This window comes from Pseudomonadota bacterium (assembly GCA_027624715.1).
Lineage (GTDB): Bacteria > Pseudomonadota > Gammaproteobacteria > Burkholderiales > Eutrophovitaceae > Eutrophovita.
The window spans coordinates 1-24,404 of sequence record JAQBTV010000006.1; the positions used below are offsets into that span (position 1 = coordinate 1).

Annotated in this window: 24 protein-coding genes and 1 tRNA gene; 24 read left to right on the forward strand and 1 reads right to left on the reverse strand. The window is 44.4% G+C overall.

Annotation, left to right across the window (positions count from 1 at the left end; genetic code table 11):
* The 14 genes from ndk to O3A65_05330 all read left to right on the forward strand — a co-directional run.
* A partial coding sequence (gene ndk / locus O3A65_05265; GenBank protein ID MDA1331880.1) for a nucleoside-diphosphate kinase occupies positions 1-416 on the forward strand: 416 nt, incomplete at its 5' end.
* A gap of 4 nt (positions 417-420) precedes the next feature.
* Positions 421-1,590, forward strand: a complete 1,170-nt coding sequence (rlmN, locus tag O3A65_05270; GenBank protein MDA1331881.1) for a 23S rRNA (adenine(2503)-C(2))-methyltransferase RlmN — start codon at positions 421-423, stop codon at positions 1,588-1,590.
* Positions 1,591-1,622: 32 nt separating this feature from the next.
* A complete protein-coding gene (gene ispG, locus O3A65_05275; GenBank protein ID MDA1331882.1) occupies positions 1,623-2,840 on the forward strand; it encodes a flavodoxin-dependent (E)-4-hydroxy-3-methylbut-2-enyl-diphosphate synthase in 1,218 nt (405 codons plus the stop codon).
* A 63-nt stretch (positions 2,841-2,903) separates the two neighbouring features.
* On the forward strand, positions 2,904-4,190 hold the full coding sequence (hisS, locus tag O3A65_05280; GenBank protein MDA1331883.1) for a histidine--tRNA ligase: 1,287 nt from the start codon (positions 2,904-2,906) through the stop codon (positions 4,188-4,190).
* A gap of 27 nt (positions 4,191-4,217) precedes the next feature.
* Positions 4,218-4,853 (forward strand): tetratricopeptide repeat protein, encoded by a 636-nt coding sequence (locus tag O3A65_05285; GenBank protein ID MDA1331884.1) that lies wholly within the window; start codon positions 4,218-4,220, stop codon positions 4,851-4,853.
* Positions 4,850-5,980 (forward strand): outer membrane protein assembly factor BamB, encoded by a 1,131-nt coding sequence (gene bamB / locus O3A65_05290; GenBank protein MDA1331885.1) that lies wholly within the window; start codon positions 4,850-4,852, stop codon positions 5,978-5,980. The genes O3A65_05285 and bamB overlap by 4 nt, the downstream gene beginning before the upstream one ends.
* A 38-nt stretch (positions 5,981-6,018) precedes the next feature.
* Entirely contained in the window at positions 6,019-7,380 is a 1,362-nt protein-coding gene (gene der / locus O3A65_05295; protein ID MDA1331886.1) for a ribosome biogenesis GTPase Der, read from the forward strand.
* A 105-nt stretch (positions 7,381-7,485) separates the two neighbouring features.
* Complete coding sequence (gene hfq / locus O3A65_05300; GenBank protein MDA1331887.1) at positions 7,486-7,719, forward strand: RNA chaperone Hfq; 234 nt, start codon at positions 7,486-7,488, stop codon at positions 7,717-7,719.
* Positions 7,720-7,820: 101 nt separating this feature from the next.
* A complete protein-coding gene (gene hflX / locus O3A65_05305; protein MDA1331888.1) occupies positions 7,821-8,933 on the forward strand; it encodes a GTPase HflX in 1,113 nt (370 codons plus the stop codon).
* A 48-nt stretch (positions 8,934-8,981) separates the two neighbouring features.
* Positions 8,982-10,157 carry an FtsH protease activity modulator HflK gene (gene hflK, locus O3A65_05310; protein MDA1331889.1) on the forward strand — a complete coding sequence of 392 codons (1,176 nt, stop codon included), beginning with the start codon at positions 8,982-8,984 and terminating at the stop codon, positions 10,155-10,157.
* Entirely contained in the window at positions 10,154-11,011 is an 858-nt protein-coding gene (gene hflC, locus O3A65_05315; GenBank protein MDA1331890.1) for a protease modulator HflC, read from the forward strand. Before hflK ends, hflC begins: the two co-directional genes overlap by 4 nt.
* A 59-nt stretch (positions 11,012-11,070) precedes the next feature.
* Positions 11,071-11,259 (forward strand): DUF2065 domain-containing protein, encoded by a 189-nt coding sequence (locus O3A65_05320; GenBank protein MDA1331891.1) that lies wholly within the window; start codon positions 11,071-11,073, stop codon positions 11,257-11,259.
* A 45-nt stretch (positions 11,260-11,304) separates the two neighbouring features.
* On the forward strand, positions 11,305-12,486 hold the full coding sequence (locus tag O3A65_05325; protein ID MDA1331892.1) for an ATP phosphoribosyltransferase regulatory subunit: 1,182 nt from the start codon (positions 11,305-11,307) through the stop codon (positions 12,484-12,486).
* A gap of 36 nt (positions 12,487-12,522) precedes the next feature.
* Positions 12,523-13,818 carry an adenylosuccinate synthase gene (locus tag O3A65_05330; GenBank protein ID MDA1331893.1) on the forward strand — a complete coding sequence of 432 codons (1,296 nt, stop codon included), beginning with the start codon at positions 12,523-12,525 and terminating at the stop codon, positions 13,816-13,818.
* A 37-nt stretch (positions 13,819-13,855) separates the two neighbouring features.
* Here O3A65_05330 and O3A65_05335 read toward each other — a convergent pair.
* Positions 13,856-13,942, reverse strand: a tRNA-Leu gene (locus O3A65_05335).
* Between the two features lie 67 nt (positions 13,943-14,009).
* Between O3A65_05335 and rnr the strand changes: the two genes are divergently transcribed.
* The 10 genes from rnr to rseP all read left to right on the forward strand — a co-directional run bounded on the left by rnr (position 14,010) and on the right by rseP (position 24,390).
* Positions 14,010-16,244: a ribonuclease R gene (gene rnr / locus O3A65_05340; protein MDA1331894.1), complete on the forward strand. Its 2,235-nt coding sequence runs from the start codon at positions 14,010-14,012 to the stop codon at positions 16,242-16,244.
* The gene (gene rlmB, locus O3A65_05345; GenBank protein MDA1331895.1) at positions 16,234-16,974 is read left to right on the forward strand and encodes a 23S rRNA (guanosine(2251)-2'-O)-methyltransferase RlmB; all 741 of its coding nucleotides are present in this window, start codon (positions 16,234-16,236) and stop codon (positions 16,972-16,974) included. The genes rnr and rlmB overlap by 11 nt, the downstream gene beginning before the upstream one ends.
* A 181-nt stretch (positions 16,975-17,155) precedes the next feature.
* Complete coding sequence (rpsB, locus tag O3A65_05350; GenBank protein MDA1331896.1) at positions 17,156-17,902, forward strand: 30S ribosomal protein S2; 747 nt, start codon at positions 17,156-17,158, stop codon at positions 17,900-17,902.
* A 135-nt stretch (positions 17,903-18,037) separates the two neighbouring features.
* On the forward strand, positions 18,038-18,922 hold the full coding sequence (gene tsf / locus O3A65_05355) for a translation elongation factor Ts (protein ID MDA1331897.1): 885 nt from the start codon (positions 18,038-18,040) through the stop codon (positions 18,920-18,922).
* A 20-nt stretch (positions 18,923-18,942) separates the two neighbouring features.
* A complete protein-coding gene (pyrH, locus tag O3A65_05360) occupies positions 18,943-19,656 on the forward strand; it encodes a UMP kinase (GenBank protein MDA1331898.1) in 714 nt (237 codons plus the stop codon).
* 51 nt (positions 19,657-19,707) lie between these two features.
* Complete coding sequence (gene frr / locus O3A65_05365; GenBank protein MDA1331899.1) at positions 19,708-20,238, forward strand: ribosome recycling factor; 531 nt, start codon at positions 19,708-19,710, stop codon at positions 20,236-20,238.
* Between the two features lie 5 nt (positions 20,239-20,243).
* A complete protein-coding gene (gene uppS / locus O3A65_05370) occupies positions 20,244-21,005 on the forward strand; it encodes a polyprenyl diphosphate synthase (protein ID MDA1331900.1) in 762 nt (253 codons plus the stop codon).
* Positions 21,002-21,829 (forward strand): phosphatidate cytidylyltransferase, encoded by an 828-nt coding sequence (locus O3A65_05375; protein ID MDA1331901.1) that lies wholly within the window; start codon positions 21,002-21,004, stop codon positions 21,827-21,829. The genes uppS and O3A65_05375 overlap by 4 nt, the downstream gene beginning before the upstream one ends.
* Positions 21,829-23,049: a 1-deoxy-D-xylulose-5-phosphate reductoisomerase gene (dxr, locus tag O3A65_05380; protein ID MDA1331902.1), complete on the forward strand. Its 1,221-nt coding sequence runs from the start codon at positions 21,829-21,831 to the stop codon at positions 23,047-23,049. The genes O3A65_05375 and dxr overlap by 1 nt, the downstream gene beginning before the upstream one ends.
* Positions 23,050-23,052: 3 nt before the next feature.
* Positions 23,053-24,390 carry an RIP metalloprotease RseP gene (rseP, locus tag O3A65_05385; protein ID MDA1331903.1) on the forward strand — a complete coding sequence of 446 codons (1,338 nt, stop codon included), beginning with the start codon at positions 23,053-23,055 and terminating at the stop codon, positions 24,388-24,390.
* Positions 24,391-24,404: the final 14 nt, after the last annotated feature.

Sequence of the window (24,404 nt, forward strand, 5' to 3'; positions counted from 1 at the left end):
AGAGGACGCTTTCAATCATTAAGCCCGATGCAGTCGAGAAGAATGTAATTGGAAAAGTTTTATCCCGATTTGAAGATGCGGGCTTAAAAATATCAGCGATGAGGTTTACGGTTTTGTCGAAGGACGATGCGGCAGGCTTTTATGCGGTTCACAAGAATCGTTCGTTTTTTAATGATTTGGTTGAATTTATGACCTCTGGACCAGTTTGTATTCAGGTTCTTGAAGGCGAGGACGCGATTAAGAAAAATAGAGATTTAATGGGCGCAACTGATCCTACGAAAGCAGATAAAGGCACTATACGGGCTGATTTTGCGGTGAGTATTGATGCTAATGCTGTTCACGGATCTGATTCAATGGAAAATGCTGCGATTGAGATCGCATACTTTTTCCCCAACATGAACGTTTACAAGCGTTAATTTAATGTCAGAGAAGACCAATCTTCTTGATCTAGACCGTGGTCAACTCGCTGAGTTTCTCAAAGGGATTGGTGAGAATTCATTTCGTTCTCAACAACTGTTCAGGTGGATTCACCAGCGCGGTGTTGTTGACCTTAACTTGATGACGGATCTTTCCAAGTCCTTAAGAGATAAACTTGGCGAACTTGTTACGATTAAAGTCCCTAAGTTTGGTCATGAGAATCGTTCAGATGATGGCACGCTCAAGTGGTTATTTCCGGTTGATAATGCAAATTCGGTTGAAGCTGTCTTCATACCAGAGAAGGGGCGCGGAACTTTATGCGTTTCATCCCAAGCTGGGTGCGCGTTGGAGTGTGCTTTTTGTGCGACTGGTCGCGAAGGGTTCAACCGGAACCTTAAAGTGTCTGAAATTATTGGTCAACTTTGGTTGGCGCAAAATAGATTCCCTCAATCCGATGGCTCATCAGCGAGACTTGACGGTGCCGATGCATCGCGCCCCGTATCTAATGTTGTTCTCATGGGTATGGGTGAACCGCTAACCAACTATGACAACGTAGTTCACGCAGTTCGAATTATGCTGGATGACTTTGCGTATGGCCTCTCTCGTAGGCGGGTAACAGTTTCTACGTCCGGAATTGTTCCGAACATTGACCGTTTGAGAGAGGATTGTCCGGTATCGCTCGCAGTTTCTCTTCATGCTCCTAACGATGAATTGAGAAGTAAGATCGTTCCAATTAATAAAAAATATCCAATAGTTGATTTGATGGAGGCGTGTAAGCGATACACTGATAGCTCAAAGGGGGAAATTATTTCAGGTGTTAAGTGGCAGCGCCGGGGATCACCTCGTGATTTTGTCACCTTTGAATACATCATGCTCGATGGAGTTAACGATTTGGCGGAGCATGCTAGACAATTAATTAACGTGACGAGGGGCGTTCCTTGTAAGTTTAATTTAATTCCGTTTAACCCTTTTAATGACTCGGGTTTTAATCGTAGCTCGGCACAGGTGGTCTCTAATTTTCAAAAAATACTTATGAATGCGGGCTTGGTGACTACGGTTAGAAAGACTCGAGGTGATGATATTGCTGGGGCTTGTGGTCAGTTGGCTGGCAAAGTGAAAAATCGTCGAACACCTCGAGGAGATGTTAATCCGACATTGACGGCGTTAATTTAAATACGCCTCATCTTATTGGTCTTTGGCGAGTTATGAATAAAATACTGAGAAGAAAAACTAATACTGTTCACGTGGGCTCTGTCATGGTTGGCGGCGGTCAGCCCATAGTAGTTCAAGCGATGACCGATACGGATACGGCGGATGTCTTGGCCACGGTCTCCCAAATTATTGATTTGCACGCATCTGGTTCGGAGATCGTGCGGGTTACTGTTAATACAGTCGAAGCCGCGGCGGCAGTACCTCGCATCAAAGAGGCATTAGCAAAAAAAGGGATTGACTGTCCTCTAGTGGGTGACTTTCACTTCAATGGTCATCGGCTTTTAAAAGAACACCCGGAGTGTGCCGAATCATTAGATAAATATCGTATTAATCCGGGTAATGTGGGTAGAGGAAGCAAAAAGGATAGTCAGTTTGCTTCTATTATAGAGTATGCCTGCCGATTCAATAAACCCATCAGAATTGGTGCTAACTGGGGGAGTTTAGACCAGGTTCAGTTAAGTAGGTTGATGGATGACAATGCTGCAAAAGAGGTGCCCTTAAGTAATGAAGGGCTTGTGCGCGAGGCGCTCATTTCATCTGCTATTCAAAGCGCTCAGTTGGCTGAGTCAATTGGTTTGAGTCACGATAAGATTATTATTTCTTGTAAGGTTAGCGATGTGCAAGAGCTTGTAACTGTTTACCGGGATTTGAGTCTTAGAACTGATCACCCGCTTCATCTTGGCTTAACCGAGGCTGGAATGGGTAGTAAAGGAATCGTCTCGTCTAGTGCGGCATTGGCTATTTTGCTTCAAGAGGGAATCGGAGATACGATTCGAATCTCTCTCACTCCAGAACCAGGCGGAGATCGCGTAGAGGAAGTACACGTTGCTCAAGAATTATTACAGACTATGGGTATTCGATCATTTATGCCGCTTGTAATATCTTGCCCTGGATGTGGACGCACCTCGAGTGATTACTTTCAAATACTGGCAAAGGATATTCAAGCGTTTTTGAGGGAACAAATGCCTCATTGGAAAAAGCAATATCAGGGGGTTGAGGAGATGAAGGTTGCTGTGATGGGTTGTGTTGTAAATGGCCCGGGCGAGAGTAAAAATGCGAATATAGGTATCAGTTTGCCTGGCTCTGGCGAAAATCCCGTCGCACCCGTTTATGTCGATGGTAATAAAGTCACAACGTTGAGAGGAGTAACGATTGCGCAAGAGTTTGAAGGTATTGTGCAAAAGTATGTCCGCGAAACATATGGGAGTTAATGTTGCCATTAAGGATGTAGCCAAACTGTGGGTTGCTGAGTAGATTTTTGGATGAGTATACGTATGGATAAGATTCAAGCGATTCGTGGAATGAATGATATTCTTCCCGAAGAAAGTTACCAGTGGGAATGGATTGAGTCTCGTATTAGAAAGTGGTTGGCAATGTTTGGGTATCAAAATATTCGAACACCGATCCTTGAAAGAACAGATCTTTTCGTACGGTCGATCGGAACGGCAACGGATATTGTTGAAAAGGAAATGTATACCTTCATGGATACATTAAACGGTGATTCTTTGACGCTGCGCCCAGAAGGTACTGCTTCGGCAGTGCGTGCAGCCATACAACACAATATGACGTACGGTGATGCCCGCAGATTGTACTACTACGGCCCTATGTTTCGGCACGAGCGGCCACAGAAAGGTCGTTTCCGGCAGTTTCATCAAGTCGGGGTAGAGGCCCTTGGTTTTGAAGGTCCGGATATTGATGCGGAACACGTCTTGATGGCTTCAGAACTTTGGAGAAGCTTAGGGATAGCTATTGGGGAAGTTAGATTAGAGATTAATTCTTTAGGTAGCAAAGAAGACCGTGGCAAATATCGTGAGTCGCTAGTGACTTTTTTAAAGGTAAACGAGACGCTTTTGGATGAGGACTCTCGGAGACGGATCAATATAAATCCATTGAGGGTCCTTGATAGTAAAAATCCAGAAATGCAAAAGCTTGTGTCGTCTGCTCCGAAATTGCTGGAATACTTGTCAACTGAGTCGATCGATAAGATGGAGCGGTTCAAGTTGTTTCTGGAAAATGCTGGAATTGAATATTTAGTTAATCCAAATCTTGTGAGAGGTTTAGATTACTACAACGACGTTGTATATGAATGGAAGACGGATTTTCTAGGTGCTCAGGGAACCATTTGCGCGGGTGGTCGATACGATATCTTGGCCGAGCAAATAGGTGGTAAACCCATACCAGCTTGCGGCTTTGCTTTGGGTGTCGAGCGTGTACTAGCTACTCTTGAGAGTTGTAGTGTTTTGATTCCAAAAATAACCCCAGACGTCTATGTGGTGTCTGCTGATGAAAAAGCTCAGCTTTATGCTTGGGATGTTTGTCGGGAATTGCGTGATAATGGTCTTAAAGTAATACTGCATTGCGGTGGTGGTGCGTTAAAATCTCAAATGAAGAAAGCTGATATGAGTGGCGCCAATTTTGCTATCATCATTGGTAATAGTGAGATGGCTAGGAAAAGAATTTCCTTGAAATCTCTTCGTGGTGCGAAGATGGCTATGGCGGACCAACAACAAGACTTGAGTGTGACTGACGCGATTAGCAGAATTCGTGGAAGTGATGTTTAGACATAGAAATAAATTAGGTAATTAATTATGGCAGTTTTTGACGCAGACGAGCAGGAACAGGTAGATGCAATAAAGCAGTTTTGGCGTGCTTACGGGAACGTGGTGATCATGGTAGTGCTCGCGGTAGCAATTGGGTTTGGCGGCATGAAATGGTGGCAACATCAAAAGTTTATCAAGGCGCAATCAGCGTCCGCGACATTTAACAAACTTGAGGCTGCGGAAACTGGGGATGAGGTGGATTTAGTGGATTCCTTATCCAAAGAGCTTATTGTTGATTATGGTGGGACATACTACGCTGATTTGGCTCGACTGAATCTCGCGAAGGCAGTTAGTGACAATGGTGACTATAAGCAGGCGATTGATCTTATTCAAGGCGTTATTGCAGACCATCGTGATGCGAGTTTGGTTTCATTAGCAAAACTGCGCCTCTCCGCGCTGTATTTGATAACAGAACAATTTGATTTGGCAATGAGTATTCTCGATGGTGATGCTGATTCATCCATGTCTGGTTTGTTTGCGGACATGCGGGGGGATATCTACGCAGCTCAGAAATTAAACGATAAAGCCCGCGCAGCTTATGAGGAGGCACTTGATCGACTCCCAGAGGGCAATCCATGGGTCGATATCGTTCAAATCAAGATTGATAGTTTAAGTTCGCAGTGAAAATTTTTATTACCGGCTTAGCGATTTTATCGCTCCTCTTGGCAGCTGCATGTGCCGCGCCGGGTCGAGAACCCGCAGATCTTCCAAAATTTGAACAAAGAGTGTCGCTACAAAAAATTTGGAATAACTCTTTGGGTAATCCTCGTGGGGGAATATTGTCTCCTATTGCTGTGGCAGATCGAGTGTGCGGGGCTTCAGCTCGATCGATCTCGTGTTTCAACTGGGAGACAGGACGAGTATTATTCGAAACGAAAATTGAACAGCAAATTTCTGGTGGCGTGGGTGCTGCAGATAGAGATATTATTGTTGGTGGAGAAGACGGTGTAGTTACACTGGTTGATGCTAGCGGTTCGGTGAAATGGGAGTCAAGCGTGCGTAATTCGGTCACCGGTGCTCCTCTAGCCGTTGGCGGTGTAGTCGTTGTTCGTGATGTTCAGGGGAGATTGGTTGCCTTGGATCGTGCAACGGGCACTTTCAAATGGGATTTTCAGGTGCCTAGTCAAAGTCTGATTTTGCGTGCTAATCCGGGGTTGGCAATTGGAGTGAAAGAATCAATCGTGGCCGGGTTCCATGGGGGTGTCGCGATGAATCTTGGAAGTGCTACGGGGAATGAATTGTGGGGTGTAAATGTCTCCATTCCTTCTGGGGATAATGATCTTGAGCGCATATCGGATGTTGTTGGAACTCCCATAGTTTTGGAAGAAGCGGTTTGTATGGCGACGTTCCAAGGCAGAGCCGCTTGTTTTGACTTAGAAAAAGGGCGTCAGAATTGGAGCGTTAAGGTTTCAGCTGTGGGCAGTTTAGGTTTTGACAGTGATAAGATTTTTGTATCTGACTCAATCGGCCACATTATGGCTCTGGATCGTAAAACAGGTGCCTTGTTGTGGCGTAACGAATCGTTCCAATATCGCAATATATCCGGTCCTTCATCACTTGGGCCTTGGGTAATAGTTGGAGATCTGGATGGAGTGATTTCCCTATTAGACTCGGCTGACGGTTCCTTTGCAGGAAGGGTTAAAACAGACGGCAGCCCCATTTTGACTAATCCACTGGTAATCGGAGACAAAGTCTTTGTGCAAACGTCTGAGGGTAATTTGTATGCCTTCGGTATCGACCAACATCTCTGATTGCGGGTTAATGGTCGTCGATTCTCGGCGTTAAATTTATGACTATGTCAAGAACAGTAGCAATTGTCGGTAGACCAAATGTTGGGAAGTCGACACTATTCAATCGGTTAACTCGAACCAGAAACGCCATAGTGGGCAGTCAACCCGGATTAACGCGAGATCGACACTACGGTATTGTAAAAACACAACGGTCAAAGTTTATTGTTGTTGATACTGGTGGGCTTGAGTTTGATAAGGATCTCACGCGAGGTATATTCGGTGAAATGGCCAAACAGGCGGCGCAAGCCGTCGATGAAAGTGATTTAACTCTTTTTATTGTTGATTTACGAGCAGGCCTTATCAACGAAGATCTACTCATCGCTGATCAACTACGTAGGTCTGGAAGACCTCTGTGGGTGATTGCGAATAAGGGAGAGGGGGCGCGTTCGAGTTTAGCTTTGGCTGAATTTTACGAGCTTGGATTGGGTGAACCTCGGATAATCTCTGCTGCGCACGGCGATGGAGTATCAGACCTTATCTCAGAGATTGAGACTGAGTTTCAATCGGACTTGGAAGAAGACGTCACGGCTCAAAATGAGCTTGAAGACAGGCATCCAGTTATGGCGATTATAGGGAGACCCAATGTTGGGAAATCGACGTTGGTTAATTCTATCCTCGGCGAGGAACGAGTCATTGCGTTTGATAAGCCAGGGACAACGCGAGATGCTATAGAAATTGAGTTTCAGAGAGAGGGGAGAGACTACACCATCATTGATACGGCAGGAGTGCGTAAAAGAGGGAAGGTTAATGAGGTGATTGAGAAGTTCTCCGTCATTAAAGCCCTCCAGGCGATGGAGGAGTCAAATGTCGTTGTTTTGGTTATTGATGGAACAGAGGGTATATCAGATCAAGATGTTAATCTGGCTGCGTTTGCGGTGGAGGCTGGTAGAGCGATGGTTGTTGTCATTAACAAGTGGGACATTTGTGACGAAGAAGCTAGGGAAGTCGTTGATAGAACATACCGGCGTAAATTGCGGTTTTTAGATTTTGCTAAAGTGCACCATATTTCTGCAACCGCAGGCTCCGGTATTACTGGTTTGTTACGGTCAGTAGACACTGCATTTAAGTCTTCGAGAATGAATCTGCCGACGCCGCAATTAACGCGAGTGCTTAAGACAGCGACTGAGCGCCAATCGCCTCCACGTAAGGGATACAATCGACCGAAGCTGCGTTATGCGCATCAAGGAGGGATTAATCCTCCCTTGGTTGTTATCCATGGTAATTCAATTGAGGGTGTACCGGAGAGTTACCGGAGGTATTTGGAGAGTTCATTTACCACAGCTTTCAAACTTCAAGGGGCGCAGGTTAGGGTAATCTTCAAACAAGGGACTAATCCGTTTTCGAAGAGAAGTAAACCGTAATATGTTCGTTTTATTTTTTGTTGTAGTACAATTTGGGTTTTCTCAGGAACGTTTTATATTCTGCTTTGTCCCAAGTTGAGCTGATTGCACCGTTAGGAGTTACACATGTCGTTGAAAGGGCAGATGTTACAAGAGCCATTCTTAAACGCTCTACGAAAAGAGCGAGTACAAGTTGCAATTTATCTCGTTAATGGAATCAAGCTTCAGGGTTACGTGGATTCGTTTGACCAGTACGTTATACTTCTTAAAAGTAATGTTACTCAGATGGTGTATAAGCACGCTGTGTCGACGATTGTTCCATCTAAGGCGGTAGCATTGGAGCCTGATGAATCGGTTTAAGTGGATCTCATGCCAATGGCGAGTGTGCTTTATTGATTTCAAAGCTTCATGTGACTATTTCAATCCTTCTTGTAGGTCCCGTCAATTGGTGATCATGATTCGTGGATAAAGCGATAATCGTTTGTATTGATTTTCGAGACCCGTCATTTGAAGAATCTGTCGAAGAGATAAAGCGTTTAGTTACGAGTGCTGGAGCCAAGGTCTTGCATATTCTCTCGGGCAAAAGGGATCGTCCAGACGCTGCGATGTATGCCGGCAAAGGTAAAATCGAGGAGCTGGCGCGGATTGTTACGGAGAATGAGGCTGATTTGGTGGTGTTTAATCATGCGATCTCACCGGTTCAACAAAGAAATATTGAACGCGTCGTTAAATGTAGAACTTTGGACCGAACTAGCTTGATACTCGACATTTTTGCCCAACGAGCTAAAACGCATGAAGGAAAAGTTCAAGTTGAGTTGGCACAGTTGTCCCATCTGGCAACTCGGTTAGTTCGAGGCTGGACGCACTTAGAGCGCCAAAAAGGAGGGATTGGACTGCGAGGTCCGGGTGAGTCGCAGCTAGAAACAGATCGTCGATTATTGGGTTTTCGTGTTAAATCCTTAAAAAGCAAGTTGGAAGTCATCCAAAGGCAAAGAAAAACGAGACGTAGCAGTAGGAACCGAAGGGGCGTGATTAAAATTTCATTGGTTGGTTATACAAATGCGGGCAAGTCTAGCTTGTTCAATCGGCTTACTAAGGCAAACGTATTCTCTGCTAATCAATTATTCGCGACTTTAGACACAACAACTCGCAAATTTGCGTATGTGAATCAAACTGAGTTCGTGTTGTCAGATACTGTAGGTTTTGTTAGAGATTTGCCGCATTCCTTGGTGGAGGCGTTCAAGGCGACTTTAGAGGAAACTGCGGATTCGGATTTGTTGTTTCACGTGGTTGATGCCTCTAGTCAGTCAAGAGAATTTGAAATGGAACAAGTTCAAGCCGTTTTGAAAGAAATTGGGGCAGATAGCGTGCCGCAAATTACGATTTTTAATAAAATAGATCTCACTGAGATCACGCCGGGAATTGATAGGTCCCCATGTGGTAACATAAGTCAGGTGAGGTTGAGCGCAATAACTGGTGAGGGCGTCGAAGGTCTTAGAGATATTTGTTCCGAACTCTTGGTCTGTTTGCAGCCAAATAACATCGTTGAAAAAACACCTTCTGTCGTTGATTAATTAATTTCTTAATATATTTCTTACATACATTTACTGGAATTTAAGCTTATGGCAACGAATGACCCAAGATGGGGACAAAATAATGATGGCCCACCCGATTTAGAAGAGCTATGGCGTCGTTTCAATAAACGATTTAGTTCTTTCGGTAAAAAAGGTAATGGTGCGGGTGGTAACGAGTCGCCAAGTCGGCTGCCTACAATTGGCGGCGGTATGGTGATTATCATCGCTTTGCTCATATGGTCGGCTAGTGGCATTTATATTGTAGATGCAAGTGAGCGAGGAGTTGTTTTTCGATTTGGCCGGTATTTGGAAACGACACAACCGGGACCACATTGGCACATTCCATGGCCAGTTGACAGTAGGGAGATTGTGAACGTTTCTGAGGTGAGAACCGTTGAGGTAGGATATAGAAACAGCTCCAAGAACAAAGTGCCCACTGAAGCACTTATGTTGACGGATGATGAGAATATTGTTGATCTTCAGTTTGCTGTTCAGTATGTACGTACTAATCCTGAGAGTTATCTATTCTTTAATCGCAGCCCAGATCAGGCAGTCAAGGAAGTAGCTGAATCTGCGATTCGAGAGATCGTGGGCAAAAGCAAAATGGATTTTGTGCTGCAGGAAGGTCGTGAAGCAATAGCGGTGAACGCACGTGATTTGATGCAATCGATTCTTGACCGTTACCAAACTGGAATTACAGTGAGTCAAGTAACGATGCAGAATGCTCAACCGCCTGATCAAGTTCAAGCGTCATTTGATGATGCGGTAAAAGCGAAGCAAGACCAAGAGAGACAAAAGAATGAGGGACAAGCTTACTATAATGACATTGTGCCTAAGGCGCAGGGTGCGGCTGCACGACTAGTGCTAGAGGCGCAAGCTTATAAAGCCCGTGTTGTAGCTGCGGCACAGGGTGAAGCGGCTCGATTTCAGAGTGTTTTAACTGAGTACAGCAAGGCGCCAAAAGTTACTCGTGAGCGTATGTATCTTGATACGATGCAATCGATCTTTACGAACGCCACGAAGGTGTATATCGATCAGAAGAAGAACAGCAACCTGTTATTTCTTCCGCTAGACAAATTAATTGGTTCCGGGGTTACTAAAAAATCCAGTACTTTTGGTATCGGGTTGGATCAGGTCAACGATATTGATTCAGGAATTAGTGGAAGTAACGAAGACAGTAGTGCTAGAAACGCATTGCGCGTACGCGATAGGGAGGCAAGATGAGAATTTCATTGACCGCATCAATACTTAGTATTGGCGTTTTATTATTTTCGGCGAGTCTGTCACTTTTTACAGTTGATGAACGGCAAGAAGCAATGATCTTTAGGTTGGGAGAGATTATCAGCATCAAGACAGAGCCAGGGCTTTATTGGAAGTTGCCGCTCATAGAGAATGTCAGATTCTTTGATATTAGAACGCTCACCGTTGATACCGAAGAGCCGGAGCGCTTCTTGACGTCTGAAAAGAAGAATGTATTGGTGGATTCGTTTATTAAGTGGAGAATTTCTGATGTCAAGCAGTATTACATTAGTGTGGGGGGTGATGAAATTCGTGCGGAAGACAGATTGAATAAGACGGTTAATGACAGCTTGAGGGGAGAGTTTGGTAAACGGACTGTATACCAAGTAATCTCTGGTGAGCGAGATGAAATTATTGAGCTTATGAGAAAGAAGGTAGATGCTGATGCGCGGAAGATCGGTGTTGAAGTGCTTGATGTTCGTTTGAAACGTGTCGATTTGACTACGGAGATTAGTGAGGCCGTTTTTTCCCGCATGGAAGCAGAACGAAAAAGAGTTGCGAATGAGTTAAGGTCAACTGGTTTTGCAGATTCTGAAAAGATACGAGCTAATGCTGATCGCGAGAGGGAGATTATCATAGCAGAGGCATATCGCGACGCTCAACGAATCAAAGGTGAGGGAGATGCTTTGGCGGCCCGTATTTACGCTAAGGCATTTAAAAAAGATCCAGATTTTTACTCTTTCTATAAGAGTATGAATGCCTATAGAGAGACTTTTAATAATAAGAGCGACGTGTTAATCGTTGAGCCGGAGTCACCATTCTTTAAGCACATGAGATAAATTAATCGTATGACGGGGTTATCTTGTCTGCTGTAGTGTAAAAATGGAGGTTGACGAATTTGGACGCTACTGATATTACGACTGCAATTGCTTTAGTGCTCGTAATAGAAGGTATGTTTCCGTTCTTGTCGCCCACTATTTGGCGGGATACATTTGAAAGATTGGTTAGCATGTCCAATGGGAAAATCCGATTTTTTGGTTTGTCGTCTATGCTTGTTGGTTTAGTAGTGCTTCTGTTTTTGTCTTAATAAAGCTGTGTGGGACCTGAAGATAGATATTAATAGGCGTTAGTCATGCATCCAAAGTGGTTGCTTCCAGAGTTTGTGGATGATGTGCTTCCCAAGGAGGCACAAAGAGTCGAGTTGATAAGGCGGACGATCTTAGATTCATTCGCCAGCTACGGCTATGAGCTTGTTTCGCCTCCGTTAATTGAATATTTGGAATCCCTTTTAACCGGATCGGGCAAGGACTTAGAGCTACAGACATTCAAGTTGGTTGATCAAATGTCTGGGAAAATGTTAGGTATAAGAGCGGACGTCACACCCCAAATCGCTCGTCTTGATTCCCATTTGTTAGGTGAGGAGGGTGTCACACGACTTTGTTACGCTGATCGGGTGCTCAGAACGCGTCCCATAGAAGGTGACATGAGTCGAGAGGTGGTTCAAATAGGTGCTGAGTTATTTGGGTGTTCTGGGATTTTTGCTGATATTGAAATTAACCGACTCCTAATCCAAAGTATTCGGTCAGTCGTTAAGCGCTCGTTAACGCTCGATTTGGGCAGCGTCTCCATAGCTCAGTCTGTTTCTAATTGGCTAGCCTTAAATTCTGAAGCATCGACTAATTTCTATGAAGGATTGCAGTCGAAAGATACAGCTGCGTTGGAGGAGTTTTCTAAAGATTTTGATGATGAGGCACGAAAAGTCATTATGGCTTTGCCAACGCTCTATGGGGATTTTTCAGTTCTTGACGAGGCTCGTACTGTACTTGTGAACGTACCTGGTGCGAGTCGAGGTATTGATCAGTTAGAGAGCGTTTATCAGGCTATTAAAGATGATGTTGATCACGTTGCCTTTGATCTTGCCGAGCTACGTGGATTCCAATATCACAGCGGATTGGTTGTGGCTGTGTATGTTGAGGGTGACCCGACCCCAATTGCCCGAGGTGGGCGGTATGATCACGTGGGTGAAGCCTTCGGTAGGTCGCGACCAGCTACCGGATTTACTATTGATTTACGTAGACTTTCCGTGTATGCGAGCGAATTTCTGCGAGTAGGTTCGCAGAGAAAAGTATGGGCGCCTTGCGTGCAAAATGAGCCTGAACTCAAAACACAGATTACAGAATTACGCAGAGATGGAGATATTGTTGTAGAGGACCTTTTGGGCCAATCTATGGACTTAAGCGCTAAAGGATACACTCACACTTTAGTGAAAGATGGACGTGGTTGGTCACTCGTAGCAATTGACAACAAAAACTAAAGTATGAATCTTTAACTAAAATTTTTTAAGGTATACATGGCAAAGAACGTTGTTGTTGTTGGGACGCAGTGGGGTGACGAAGGCAAAGGTAAGATCGTTGATTTACTCACCGACCAAGTGGCTGGTGTGGTTCGTTTCCAGGGTGGACATAATGCCGGTCATACACTAGTCATTGAAGGTCAAAAAACAGTTCTTCATCTCATCCCATCAGGGATTCTTAGGCCTGGTATTCAATGTTTTATTGGTAATGGAGTGGTCGTCTCTCCAGAGGCTCTTATTGAAGAAATGAACATGCTGAAATCTGCGGGTGTCGATATTGATGGCCGTATTGTCTTAAGCGAATCATGCCCAATAATTTTGCCCTCGCATATAGCGATTGATAAGGCGCGGGAGCTTAGTAAAGGTGACGGTAAAATTGGTACCACAGGTCGAGGTATTGGACCTGCATATGAAGACAAGGTCGCGCGTCGAGGTCTTCGCATACATGATTTATTCGACGAGCAGATCTTAAGTCAAAAGCTCGCATCTTTATTGGAATATCATAATTTTCTGCTTGAGAAGCGCTATGGAGTGGTGACGTTAGAGTTGTCACAAGTGTTGGACGATTTGGTGGCAGCGGCTCTTGTTCTTAAGCCACTGGTAGGAGATGTTTCCAAATTACTGAACGAGGGGTTGGAGCTCGGAAATAATTACTTGTTTGAAGGTGCTCAGGGCGCACTCCTCGATATCGATCATGGTACATACCCTTTTGTTACCTCCAGTAATTGTATTGCTGGGGCGGCATCACTTGGCTCAGGAGTGGGCCCGAGAGCTCTTAACTATATACTCGGAATTACAAAAGCCTATACTACACGTGTTGGCAGTGGACCGTTTCCAACAGAGTTGCGGGACGAGATTGGTGCTTATATCGGTGAGGTAGGAGCAGAATTTGGAGCAACGACTGGTCGGCCGAGAAGGTGTGGATGGTTTGATGCAGTGGTCATGAAGCGATCCGCTCAAATCAATGGTCTCAGTGGATTATGTATCACGAAGCTTGATGTTCTAGATGGCTTAGACGTGATAAAAATTTGTACGGGATACCAAACTGACGACGGAGTTGTTGAATTGTCACCGTCTGGCGCTGATGCGTTATCTAAGTGCATCCCCGTTTATGAGGAAGTGAAGGGATGGAAACAATCAACAGCGGGCATAGTCTCTTGGGAAAAATTGCCTAAGAATGCTAGGGATTATCTCAAACGAATAGAGAGTATTGTTGGGGTGCCGATTGATATTGTATCGACTGGTCCTGATCGGGAAGAAACTATGATTTTGAATCAAGCGTTTTTCATTTAAAGGATAGTTGATATCTGTCAACTAAAGTTGCATCTTTTGGTGCCCGAAAGAGGACTCGAACCTCCACAGTGTTTCCACTACCAGGACCTGAACCTGACGCGTCTACCAATTCCGCCATCCGGGCTAAGAGGCGTGACTCTAGCTACCTGTCATTAGCCTGTCAATTTATTTAATTATGCCGAGGTAAAACTTTGGTAAAAAGAAAACGAGCAAGTTTAGAGACCTCTGCTCAGCATAGTTCTGGAAAAGTGAGGAAGCGTGGTCGGGAATTCTCGCGCAAGCTGTCTCGCAAAGAAGAATTTTTCCCAGACTCGCTTCAGCGGCAAATTTTATGCGCTCTGGTCAGTCCTGAGGGCGATTTATCTGTCAGTGACATTTATGAGCAATGTCTGTCAGCCGGTTATAAGAAAACGATTATTCAGCAAAAAATTGGCGAATTAGAACGTCTTGGATTTCTAATGATTAAGAGTGATGCTGAGGTTCTGGAAGGGCCTTTATTTCATGTGGCTTCGGGTTCGGTTGAGTTACACCGAGATGGCTTTGGGTTCTTTGTGCATGATGGCGGTGCGGATTGGTATATCAGGCCATCTGACGCTCGCGGCATATTGAATGGTGACCGAATGGTTGCGCTAAGAATACTGAACTCTAGTATTGATCGTGCTCCCTTCGCGGTTCCTTTAGTGCTGACGCAACAAGGGTCACGCCGCGTCATACTGATTGTTGAGGAGCTTAAAAACACATTGATAACCCGTGTGTTGGCCGACGAAATAAAAGATCAGGTTCGTTTTGCCGGAGAAGTGTTATCCACAGTCTCCCCTGGGGATGTGATCTTGGCAGAATTGGGACGCTTCGATATTCAATCAGAGGCTTGGTCAGCGTCTATGATCCAGAGTCTAGGTAAAATTAATGATCCAGGTATTGAGGTTTCTATAGCGTTACATAAATTTGGCATTCCTGGTGTGCAGGACGAATCGCTCGATTTTGAAGTTACTTGTGTTCCAGAAATAGTTGATGAAGCAAGTTTATCCAGCCGAGTTGATTTAAGGGGTTTTCCCTTTGTTACGATTGATGGACCAGATGCCAAAGATTTTGACGATGCGGTTTATGTGGAGCGTTGTGAAACGGGGTACACATTGTATGTTGCGATCGCGGATGTTTCTCATTATGTCAAGCAACGTAGTTTGATTGATCAGGATGCCAGTAAAAGAAGTACGAGTGTTTATTTTCCAAGATTGGTCTGCCCCATGCTCCCTGAAGAATTGTCGTCCGGGATTTGTTCTCTCAAGCCGAATCAAGACCGACTTGTCGTTGTTGTTAAGATTGAACTGGATAGTGAGGCAAGAGTAATCGAATCTCAATTTATACTCGGGGTTATTCGCTCGAAAAAAAGGCTGACTTATAGCGAAGTTGATGTGCTATTGGATGAGGCTCGATCTGGTGCTGAAGATAAGTTGCCGTCAGGCACATTTGATAGTTTGATCAATCTCAAAGTGCTCACGCAGGCTCTTCTTTTAAATCGGCATGGTAGAGGCGCGCTTGAAATTAATGCTCGCGAATCAAGGTTTGTGTTTAATGAGCTAGGTCAAGTGTCTTTGATAAAGGCGCAAGAGCGATTCTTTTCGAGCAGGATGATCGAAGAAGCGATGCTTTGCGCCAATGTTGCAGCAGCTGAGTTTCTCAAAACCAATAATGAGCCTTTTTTATATCGAGCCCATCCGGAACCAGATTTAGCCAAAATAGCCAAATTAGAGGAGTTTTTAGTGGGCCTTAATTTTGAGTTGAAAATTTCGTCCCGTCCTACACCGTCTGACTTCTTGAGTATTTTGGAAGCGAGCCGTGATCATCCGGCGGCGGAGTCTATCCAAACTGCGGTGCTACGAACGATGAATCAGGCACGTTATACGCCTACGCCTACGGGTCACTTTGGCTTGGCTTATCAAAGCTATACTCATTTCACCTCTCCCATTAGAAGATATCCTGATTTAATGGTGCATCGTGCGATTAAAATCCAATTGGGACATCCTTACAACAAGGTCACAGATTTAGAAGAATTAGGGGAACATTGTTCTTCGAACGAACGCAAGGTGGAAGAGGCTGTTCGCTGGACACATGGTTGGTTAAATGCAGCTGTTGCGGGTAGGTATATCGGAGAAGAATACGCTGGTCGCGTGGTCAGCGTTGCGTCATTTGGTTGTTTCATTTTCTTGGACGACCTTTGTTTGGAGGGATTACTACATGTTTCAGAGCTGGGTAACGAATTTTTTTACTTAGATGATGGATCTGTATCATTTACAGGCAGTGAGACAGGGGCGACCTATCGACTTGGTGACAGTGTCCCAGTTTATATCAGTGAGGCTAATGTTGAGACTGGGCGAGTTACTTTGAAACGCGCTCATCGAGGTAAGAGTAGGCGTCATGTCCGTTAAGGGAGATTCTTATATTTTTGGTTTTCATGCGGTATTCGCGCGGTTGAGGCATAGTCCTGCCACAATCAGCGAAGTCTTTCTTGATCGTAAGAGAAGAGATGCCCGAATTCGTAAATTAGAGGAGCGGCTGAATGAGGCAAATGTGAAAACTTCACGCTGTGAGGGAGACCGCCTAAATAATATGTTGCCTGGTGTGGCGCATCAGGGTGTAGTGGCTTCGGTTACTGTTGATCAAGCCGTCTTGAGTCTTGAGGATGTCATTGCTCCGGTATCGGAGTCTCAGCTTTTCGTGGTGCTCGATGGGGTTACTGACCCTAGGAATTTGGGTGCCATCATGCGGTCAGCATGTGCTTTTGGTGTAGCTGCGATCATTGTGCCTAAAGATCGCTCAGTTGGAATCACAGATGTTGTCGAAAAAGTAGCCAGTGGTGCGGCGGGAATAATCCCGTTAATCAGTGTGACGAACTTAGCTAGAACTCTGCGTTCACTGAAAGAATCGGATTTTTGGATTGTGGGCACCGATGGCGAGGCTGAGGAGTCGATTAGGGATTTCAGCTTTCCTAATCGAACTGTTCTTGTCTTTGGAGCGGAGGGGTCTGGGGCTAGGAGGCTTACAAAGGAAACGTGTGATCATTTGGTATCTATTCCAATAACGGGCGTTATCGAGAGTCTTAATGTCGCTGTATCTGTGGGTATATGTTTGTATGCGGCCACCAAAATGGAGTCTTGAGTTTAAGCATCCAAAGGCCCAAAAAGCCTCTATATTCGTGATTTTCTGGAGGTTTTCATATATAATTTGGTTTATCATTCAAAGTCCGTGAGGCTCTGGATGAAATTCGCACATTCGATTTGTTGGGGTGCTCTGTTGAAGAGTTCCGTCGAATGGAGGCATAACCCAAACAGGAGTAGAAATGTCAGTCACAATGCGTGAAATGTTGGACGCGGGAGTTCATTTTGGTCATCAAACCAAATTTTGGAACCCCAAAATGGCCCCATTCATTTTCGGCCATAGAAATAAAATTCATATTGTCAATTTAGAAAAAACCTTAGCGATGTTCCGTGAAGCGGCTAATTACGCAAAGCAATTGTCTGCTAATAAGGGAAAAATCCTCTTTGTTGGGACGAAGCGTCAAGCGCGCGATATCATTAAAGAAGAAGCCCTTCGAGCGGGTGCTCCTTTTGTAAATTATCGCTGGTTGGGTGGCATGTTGACTAACTACAAAACGGTGAAGCAGTCTACAAAGCGTTTAAAAGACATGGAAGCCCTAATGGCGGACGGTGGTGATGAGCGTATGTCCAAGAAAGAAAGTCTATTTTACCAACGCGAAATCGAAAAGTTAGACAAAAGCCTGGGTGGTATCAAGGATATGCCGTCTTTGCCGGATGCCTTGTTTATCGTAGATGTTGGTTATCAAAAGATTGCAGTCGAGGAAGCCAATAAGCTCGGCATACCGATTATTGGCGTTGTCGATACGAATCATTCGCCTTTGGGCATTGATTACATTATTCCCGGAAACGATGACGCGAATAAGGCGATTCAATTGTATGCAAGGGGTATTGCCGACGCGATTTTGGCGGGTCGGGATCAATCTATTGCTGCGATTGCTGCTGAGCAAGTTGTGGAGACTGAAGGGTTTGTACCCAAACAGGAGGATTAATATCCTTTAAGGATAAAGATTAGGGGCATCAGCCCCTATATTTTTATTTTTTTTCGGCATTTTTAGTCAATGTGACTCTTAATTAATGAAATCTTGTAATTGGATGCATGAAAAACGTATGAAGGAGCTAACACGATGACACAGATTACTGCGAGATTAGTAAAAGAACTTAGAGAAAGGACTGGCCTCGGTATGATGGAGTGCAAAAAAGCACTCACAGAGACGGATGGTGACTTAGCTAAGGCTGAAGATTTAATGCGCATTAAAAGTGGCTCTAGAGCTAGTAAGGTATCTAGTCGAATCGCAGCTGAGGGCGCCATTGCTATTTCAATTAGTGCTGACGCTAAGCAAGGAGCGATAGTCGAGGTGAATTGCGAGACTGACTTTGTTGGGAGAGATGCGAGTTTCCTTAATTTCATCAATAGTCTTGCCGAGGTCGTGAATGCGACCGGTGAAACCGACATTACTTCAATCTCTCAGCAGAAACTTTCTCAAGGTGAAACTGTTGAGGAAGTTCGGCAGGCTTTGATTATGAAGCTGGGTGAAAATATTTCGCTGAGAAGAGCGAGAAAGTTTGACGCTAAAGGATCGCTTGCATCGTACTTACATGGCAATAGAATTGGTGTCTTAGTGGATGTCGTTAATGGTTCGACAGAGTTGGGTAAGGATTTAGCGATGCACATAGCTGCAGCAAAACCAGTTGCTCTCTGGTCTAAAGATGTGGCTGCTAGTTTGTTGGATCGAGAGCGAGAGATTGCGAAAGCAAGAGCGATGGAGTCTGGGAAACCCGAGAATATTATCGATAGAATCGTTGAAGGAAGCGTTCAAAAGTACTTATCAGAGGTCACCCTCTATGGGCAAATATTTGTGAAGGATGATAAGAAGTCAGTCGAAAAATTGCTGAATGAGACGCAATCTAGCGTTGATTCATTTGCTTTGTTTGTAGTGGGTGAGGGTATTGAGAAGAAGGTTGATGACTTTGCAGCCGAGGTGGCTGCGCAGATGGCAAATCAATCATAACGAGGCCGATGAAACCCTCTATGGATCTTAAGTTCAAGCGAATTCTTGTTAAGCTCTCTGGAGAGGCCCTTATGGGCGAGGATTCCTACGGAGTCAATCGCATCACAATAGACCGCATCGTTTCTGAATTGGTCGATGTATCCAAGCTTGGTGTCCAAATGGCTATTGTGATTGGTGGCGGAAATATTTTTCGTGGGGTCGCGCCAGCAGCATCAGGTATGGATCGTGCGACTGCAGATTATATGGGCATGCTGGCAACAGTGATGAACGCGCTTGCCTTGCAGGATGCATTCAGAAGGTTGAATACGAAAAGTCGCGTCGTCTCAGCGCTAAACATAGAGCAAGTTGCGGAGCCTTATGTAAGAGGAAAATCGATACGCTATCTGGAGCAAGGGCAAATTGTGATATTTGCTGCGGGTACTGGGAATCCATATTTTACGACGGATACGGCAGCGGCACTTAGGGGTATGGAAATGAATGTGGATATTGTGTTTAAAGCTACAAAAGTAGATGGCGTGTATTCAGATGACCCCCTGAAGAATGCCAATGCTACTAGGTATGAAGATATTCATTTCGACGAAGCAATTGAGAAGAAATTGAAAGTGATGGATGCTACGGCCCTCACTCTGTGTCGCGATCAAAAGTTACCTCTATGTGTTTTTAGTATTTTGAAGTCAGGGGCTTTAAAGAATGCTGTGATGGGTGGCAAAGAGGGTACGCTCGTCCACAATTGATGAATTAAGGGGAACGTAATGTCAGATGTTGCGATTGTTTTGACTGAGGCGATGGGGAGAATGGAAAAATCTTTAGACGTGTTGAAATTAGATCTGCAGAAGATCCGGACGGGGCGTGCGCACCCTTCAATTTTGGAACATATCCAAGTTGATTATTACGGATCAATGACACCGCTGACACAGGTTGCGAATGTGACTGCAATCGATTCTAGAACATTATCAGTAGTTCCCTGGGAAAAGACAATGACAGCTGCTGTGGAAAAGGTTATTCGAGAATCTGATCTCGGTCTAAATCCCGCGTCACTCGGAGAACAAATTCGTGTTCCGATGCCTGCTTTGACTGAAGAGAGAAGGAAAGATTTAGTCAAGGTGGTTCGAAAAGAAGCGGAGGCAGCAAAGGTGGCTATTCGTAACATCAGGCGCGATTCTAATGAACAACTTAAAAATTTATTGAAAGTTAAATCAATCTCGGAGGACGACGAACGTCGATCTCAAGATGAGGTTCAGAAAATTACAAATAAGCACATCGCTGAAGTTGACTTAGCGCTCGGGAATAAGGAAAAAGATTTGCTTGATGTATAGCTGCAGTGAAAAACTCAACAACTCAACAGATACCTGATAGCGCGCTCACACCTAATCATGTGGCTATCATTATGGATGGCAATGGCAGGTGGGCAAAAAATAGATTTTTACCTCGCGCAATGGGTCATCGAAGTGGTCTAAAATCGGTTCGGTCATCGGTAGAGTTTTGTCACCAAAATAATATTCCATTTCTAACCTTGTTTGCTTTTTCTAGTGAGAACTGGAGGCGCCCGGCAAATGAGGTTTCGTTTTTGATCTCTCTTTTTCAAAATACTTTGGAAGAAGAAGTGGCTGAGCTTCACGAAAATAATGTTCGCTTTAAGGTGATCGGTGATCGAAGCAAGTTTTCACTGCAGTTACAAGATATGTTCTCAGCGTCTGAAAAATTAACGGAGGCGAATTCTGGCCTGACGCTCACGATAGCAGCTAATTATGGTGGGCGTTGGGATATTTTAACCGCGATTAGGAAGGCTATTGAAGAGGGTGTTGATGGAGGTATTTCAGAAGAAGTGTTATCGCGGTATATGCAGTTAAACTTTGCTCCTGAGCCTGATCTGCTCATTCGCACAGGGGGCGAAGTACGTATCAGTAATTTTTTGATTTGGGACTTGGCCTATACCGAACTCTATTTTACTGACGTGCTCTGGCCGGATTTCGATACAGAGGAGTTTAAGAAGGCGATCCGTTATTATTCTGGACGGGAACGTCGATTTGGCAGAGCTGGATTTGAGACTGGAGTCTCATCTAAAACTGAGGGAGATTTATGACGAGATACTCGGGTTTTGTCTCAAGAGTAGTCACATCAGTCATTCTGATCAGCGTTCTAGTGCTGATGATCTTCAGTTTTCACCAGTGGCTGTGGGGGTTAATATTGTTAATTCCCCTTGCCCTTACCGCTTTTGAATACTCGAGACTCTTTAATTGGAATCGACATTACAGCATAGGTTTTATCCTACTATGCATTTCCGTCTGCACAATCCCTTTTCTTTTTATTACTAATTTTGTAGTTGTATTGAATTCAGTTGCAACACTTATCTGTTGGGGCGCAGTTCTTTTTTGGATGTTCCTTGTTCCAGTTTTAATCAGATATCGGCTTATGTCGAGGCTTTACGTCCTCAATGCCTTAATGGGTGTCCTTGTCATTGTTCCAGTTTGGTATGTCCTTGTTGGCTTGCATCCGTGGCCTTATGGGTTAATCTTCCTGTTGTCTGGTATCTGGCTCGTTGATATTGGTGGTTATGTTTTTGGGAAAAGTTTAGGAAAGACTAAACTGCTACCATCGATTAGCCCTGGGAAAACCATTGAGGGTGTGCTAGGTGGGCTGTTTCTGCTTACCGTATATGCTTTGGCTTTACGTTTCTTCTATGCAGACTTTTTTTTAAAATTAAACTGGGGTCTCTTGCTTGTGCTCGTCCTATCGTTCGCAGCGATCTGTGTTGGCGGTGATCTTTTTGAGTCTTACTTGAAGCGAGTCACAGACGTCAAAGATAGCGGGGGAATCTTACCTGGACATGGCGGCATACTTGATCGAATCGATAGTATGACCGCTCTCTTGCCTTTTGCTTTTTTAGTCGGACAATTATTTTATTGATGAGTATGAATTTAGATAAAAAGTTTGTCTGCTTACTCGGATCCACAGGTAGTATTGGTCTAAGTACGCTCTCTGTTATTACGCAACAGTCCGATCGGTTTCAGGTGTTTGCATTGACTGCGCATTCAAACATAGATCTTTTGATTGAGCAGTGTCGTGTATTTCGCCCTAAGTATCTCGTTATTACAAATCCGGATTTGTATCAAGCCTTATCTGTTAGAGTGAAAGCAGATTGTCTTGATGCAGTGGTCATGAGTGGCCCTGATAGTCTCAGTGAGATTGTTTCTCATAATGATGTTGACATTGTTGTCGCGGGTATTGTGGGAGCTGCGGGACTTGGGTCTATTTATCAGGCGCTTTGTCGAGGCAAAACCGTATTGGTCGCGAATAAAGAACCTTTGGTCATGGCAGGGGATTTTTTAGTTGACGTTGCAAAGCAAAACCATGCGGCTATTCTTCCGATTGACAGTGAACATAATGCAATATTTCAGTGTCTATCGCAGTGCGCGCCACCATATCTCTCCGACCAGGGTATATCAAAAATTCTATTAACGGCCTCTGGAGGCCCATTTTTAAACACCCCTATCAATGAGCTCAAGAATGTTTCCGTGTCTCAGGCGATTAAGCATCCAAAGTGGCAGATGGGTAGAAAAATTTCGATTGATTCGGCCACCATGATGAACAAAGGACTCGAAGTTATTGAGGCGCACTATTTGTTTGCCGCCCCACTTGACACAATCGAGGTGGTTGTTCATCCGCAGAGTATTGTTCATTCAATGGTACAGTATATCGATGGATCAACGCTAGCTCAGTTGGCCTATCCCGATATGCGGGTTCCAATTAGTCATGCCTTAAATTTTCCTCATCGAGCCCCCCTTAATGCTAAACCACTGAGATTGGAAGATATATCCACACTTCAATTTCACGCTCCAGATTTTGAGCGGTTTCCTTGTTTATCGTTAGCTTATGAAAGTTTGGGTAAGGGACGCGCGGCGGTTGTTGGTCTCAACGCAATTAATGAGGTTGTTGTGGAGGCATTTCTGGAAAATAAAATTCGATTTTCTGATATTTCTATCCTCATCGGGTCGATGATGAGTGATTTTAGTGCGTCAAACCCTAACTCTATTGAAGAAGTCTTTAGCGTTAATGCTGCTGCCAGGGAATTTGCTTTAGATGGCGTTAGCAAATTTAAGTGCGTAGATACTGAGATAGTCAGGTAACCAATGAGTGCTGCTTTTACTCTGTTTTCGTTCTTAATTGCGATTACCGTATTAGTGGGTTTTCACGAGCTTGGCCATTTCTCTGTCGCTAGATTATTTAGAGTTACAGTGCTTACGTTTTCTATTGGGTTTGGCCGATCTATATTGGCGACACGTGGTGGTGTGAATCGAACTAAATTTTCAATTGGAATGATTCCGCTCGGTGGGTACGTAAAAATGCTGGATCATGTCGATGACGTAGTGCCAGAAAATCGTCATGGCGTTTTTAGTTCAAAGCCAGCCTGGCAAAAAAGTCTGATCGTTTTGGCCGGCCCATTGGCCAACTTCGTGCTCACCTTTGTTTTATTCGCCATTGTGTTCAGTTTCAGCAGCACAGCACTAAAACCTGTTTTAGGTGAGCCGCGTGTTCAGTCCGAGCTCTTTGCTTCTGGGTTGAGAGGCGGTGAGACCGTATTGCAAATCAATGGTCGAAGCGTGGGTAGTTGGTCTGATTTACGTTGGGAGATGACTCGTTTTAATAGCGGTCGTTTTAGTCTGACCGTGCTTCGAGATGGGTCAAATACTCCACAAACGATTAATCTTGATTTTTTGGAACAAGGCTTGCCACTCAATTGGGATGTCATCGGCATTTCGATGCCGAGGATTGATTTGGCACCCATAGTAGGGAGGATTGAACGTACGGGTACTGCATTCGAATCCGACTTGGTTGTTGGCGATCGAATTATGAGAGCCGATAAGACACCGATAAGAATATGGGATGATTTTGTCCAATTAATTAAATCGAAGCCGGGGCAGACTATTAGTGTTGATGTGGAGCGAGATGGCCAGGTAGTTAATATCTCTCTTTTAGTAGGCTTAAACGAGAATTCTGAGGGTCGAATTGGAGTAGCTCCTGATCCGGATGGTATTATGCAAGAAGCTTTAATTAATCGAGATGGCATAACCATTCTTGGTTCGATCATGAAGTCCTTGCAGAGGACATCAGATTTAATTGGATTCACGTCACGAATGATTTTAGGGCTCATTATTGGTGATGTTGGATTAAACAATTTGGCTGGACCACTTGTGATTGCTGATCAAGCAGGTGAAACGGCTGAACTGGGCTTGGCAGCTTTTTTATCTTTCCTTGCTGTACTTAGTGTCAGTTTAGGTTTGATTAATTTGTTCCCGTTACCCCCGTTAGATGGCGGGCACTTGGTTTTTCATCTATACGAGTTATTTTTAGGTAAAAAATTGCCAGAAACAGTTATAGTTAAGGCTCAGCATATCGGAGTGGTATTTTTAACTGGCCTAATGGTTTTCGTCATTGCTAATGATGTTTTACGGAACTTCGGGGATTAGAGAAGGTGGTTGCG

Bases quoted from the DNA above. Each gene is read 5' to 3' on its own strand.
- rseP (MDA1331903.1), top strand. From the start codon at position 23,053: ATGAGTGCTGCTTTTACTCTGTTTTCGTTCTTAATTGCGATTACCGTA.
- frr (MDA1331899.1), top strand. From the start codon at position 19,708: ATGGGGAGAATGGAAAAATCTTTAGACGTGTTGAAATTAGATCTGCAG.
- O3A65_05325 (MDA1331892.1), top strand. From the start codon at position 11,305: ATGCATCCAAAGTGGTTGCTTCCAGAGTTTGTGGATGATGTGCTTCCC.
- rlmN (MDA1331881.1), top strand. From the start codon at position 421: ATGTCAGAGAAGACCAATCTTCTTGATCTAGACCGTGGTCAACTCGCT.
- dxr (MDA1331902.1), top strand. From the start codon at position 21,829: ATGAGTATGAATTTAGATAAAAAGTTTGTCTGCTTACTCGGATCCACA.
- O3A65_05285 (MDA1331884.1), top strand. From the start codon at position 4,218: ATGGCAGTTTTTGACGCAGACGAGCAGGAACAGGTAGATGCAATAAAG.
- tsf (MDA1331897.1), top strand. From the start codon at position 18,038: ATGACACAGATTACTGCGAGATTAGTAAAAGAACTTAGAGAAAGGACT.
- hfq (MDA1331887.1), top strand. From the start codon at position 7,486: ATGTCGTTGAAAGGGCAGATGTTACAAGAGCCATTCTTAAACGCTCTA.
- O3A65_05375 (MDA1331901.1), top strand. From the start codon at position 21,002: ATGACGAGATACTCGGGTTTTGTCTCAAGAGTAGTCACATCAGTCATT.
- rpsB (MDA1331896.1), top strand. From the start codon at position 17,156: ATGTCAGTCACAATGCGTGAAATGTTGGACGCGGGAGTTCATTTTGGT.
- O3A65_05330 (MDA1331893.1), top strand. From the start codon at position 12,523: ATGGCAAAGAACGTTGTTGTTGTTGGGACGCAGTGGGGTGACGAAGGC.
- pyrH (MDA1331898.1), top strand. From the start codon at position 18,943: ATGGATCTTAAGTTCAAGCGAATTCTTGTTAAGCTCTCTGGAGAGGCC.
- hflC (MDA1331890.1), top strand. From the start codon at position 10,154: ATGAGAATTTCATTGACCGCATCAATACTTAGTATTGGCGTTTTATTA.
- der (MDA1331886.1), top strand. From the start codon at position 6,019: ATGACTATGTCAAGAACAGTAGCAATTGTCGGTAGACCAAATGTTGGG.
- ispG (MDA1331882.1), top strand. From the start codon at position 1,623: ATGAATAAAATACTGAGAAGAAAAACTAATACTGTTCACGTGGGCTCT.
- hisS (MDA1331883.1), top strand. From the start codon at position 2,904: ATGGATAAGATTCAAGCGATTCGTGGAATGAATGATATTCTTCCCGAA.
- rlmB (MDA1331895.1), top strand. From the start codon at position 16,234: ATGTCCGTTAAGGGAGATTCTTATATTTTTGGTTTTCATGCGGTATTC.
- hflK (MDA1331889.1), top strand. From the start codon at position 8,982: ATGGCAACGAATGACCCAAGATGGGGACAAAATAATGATGGCCCACCC.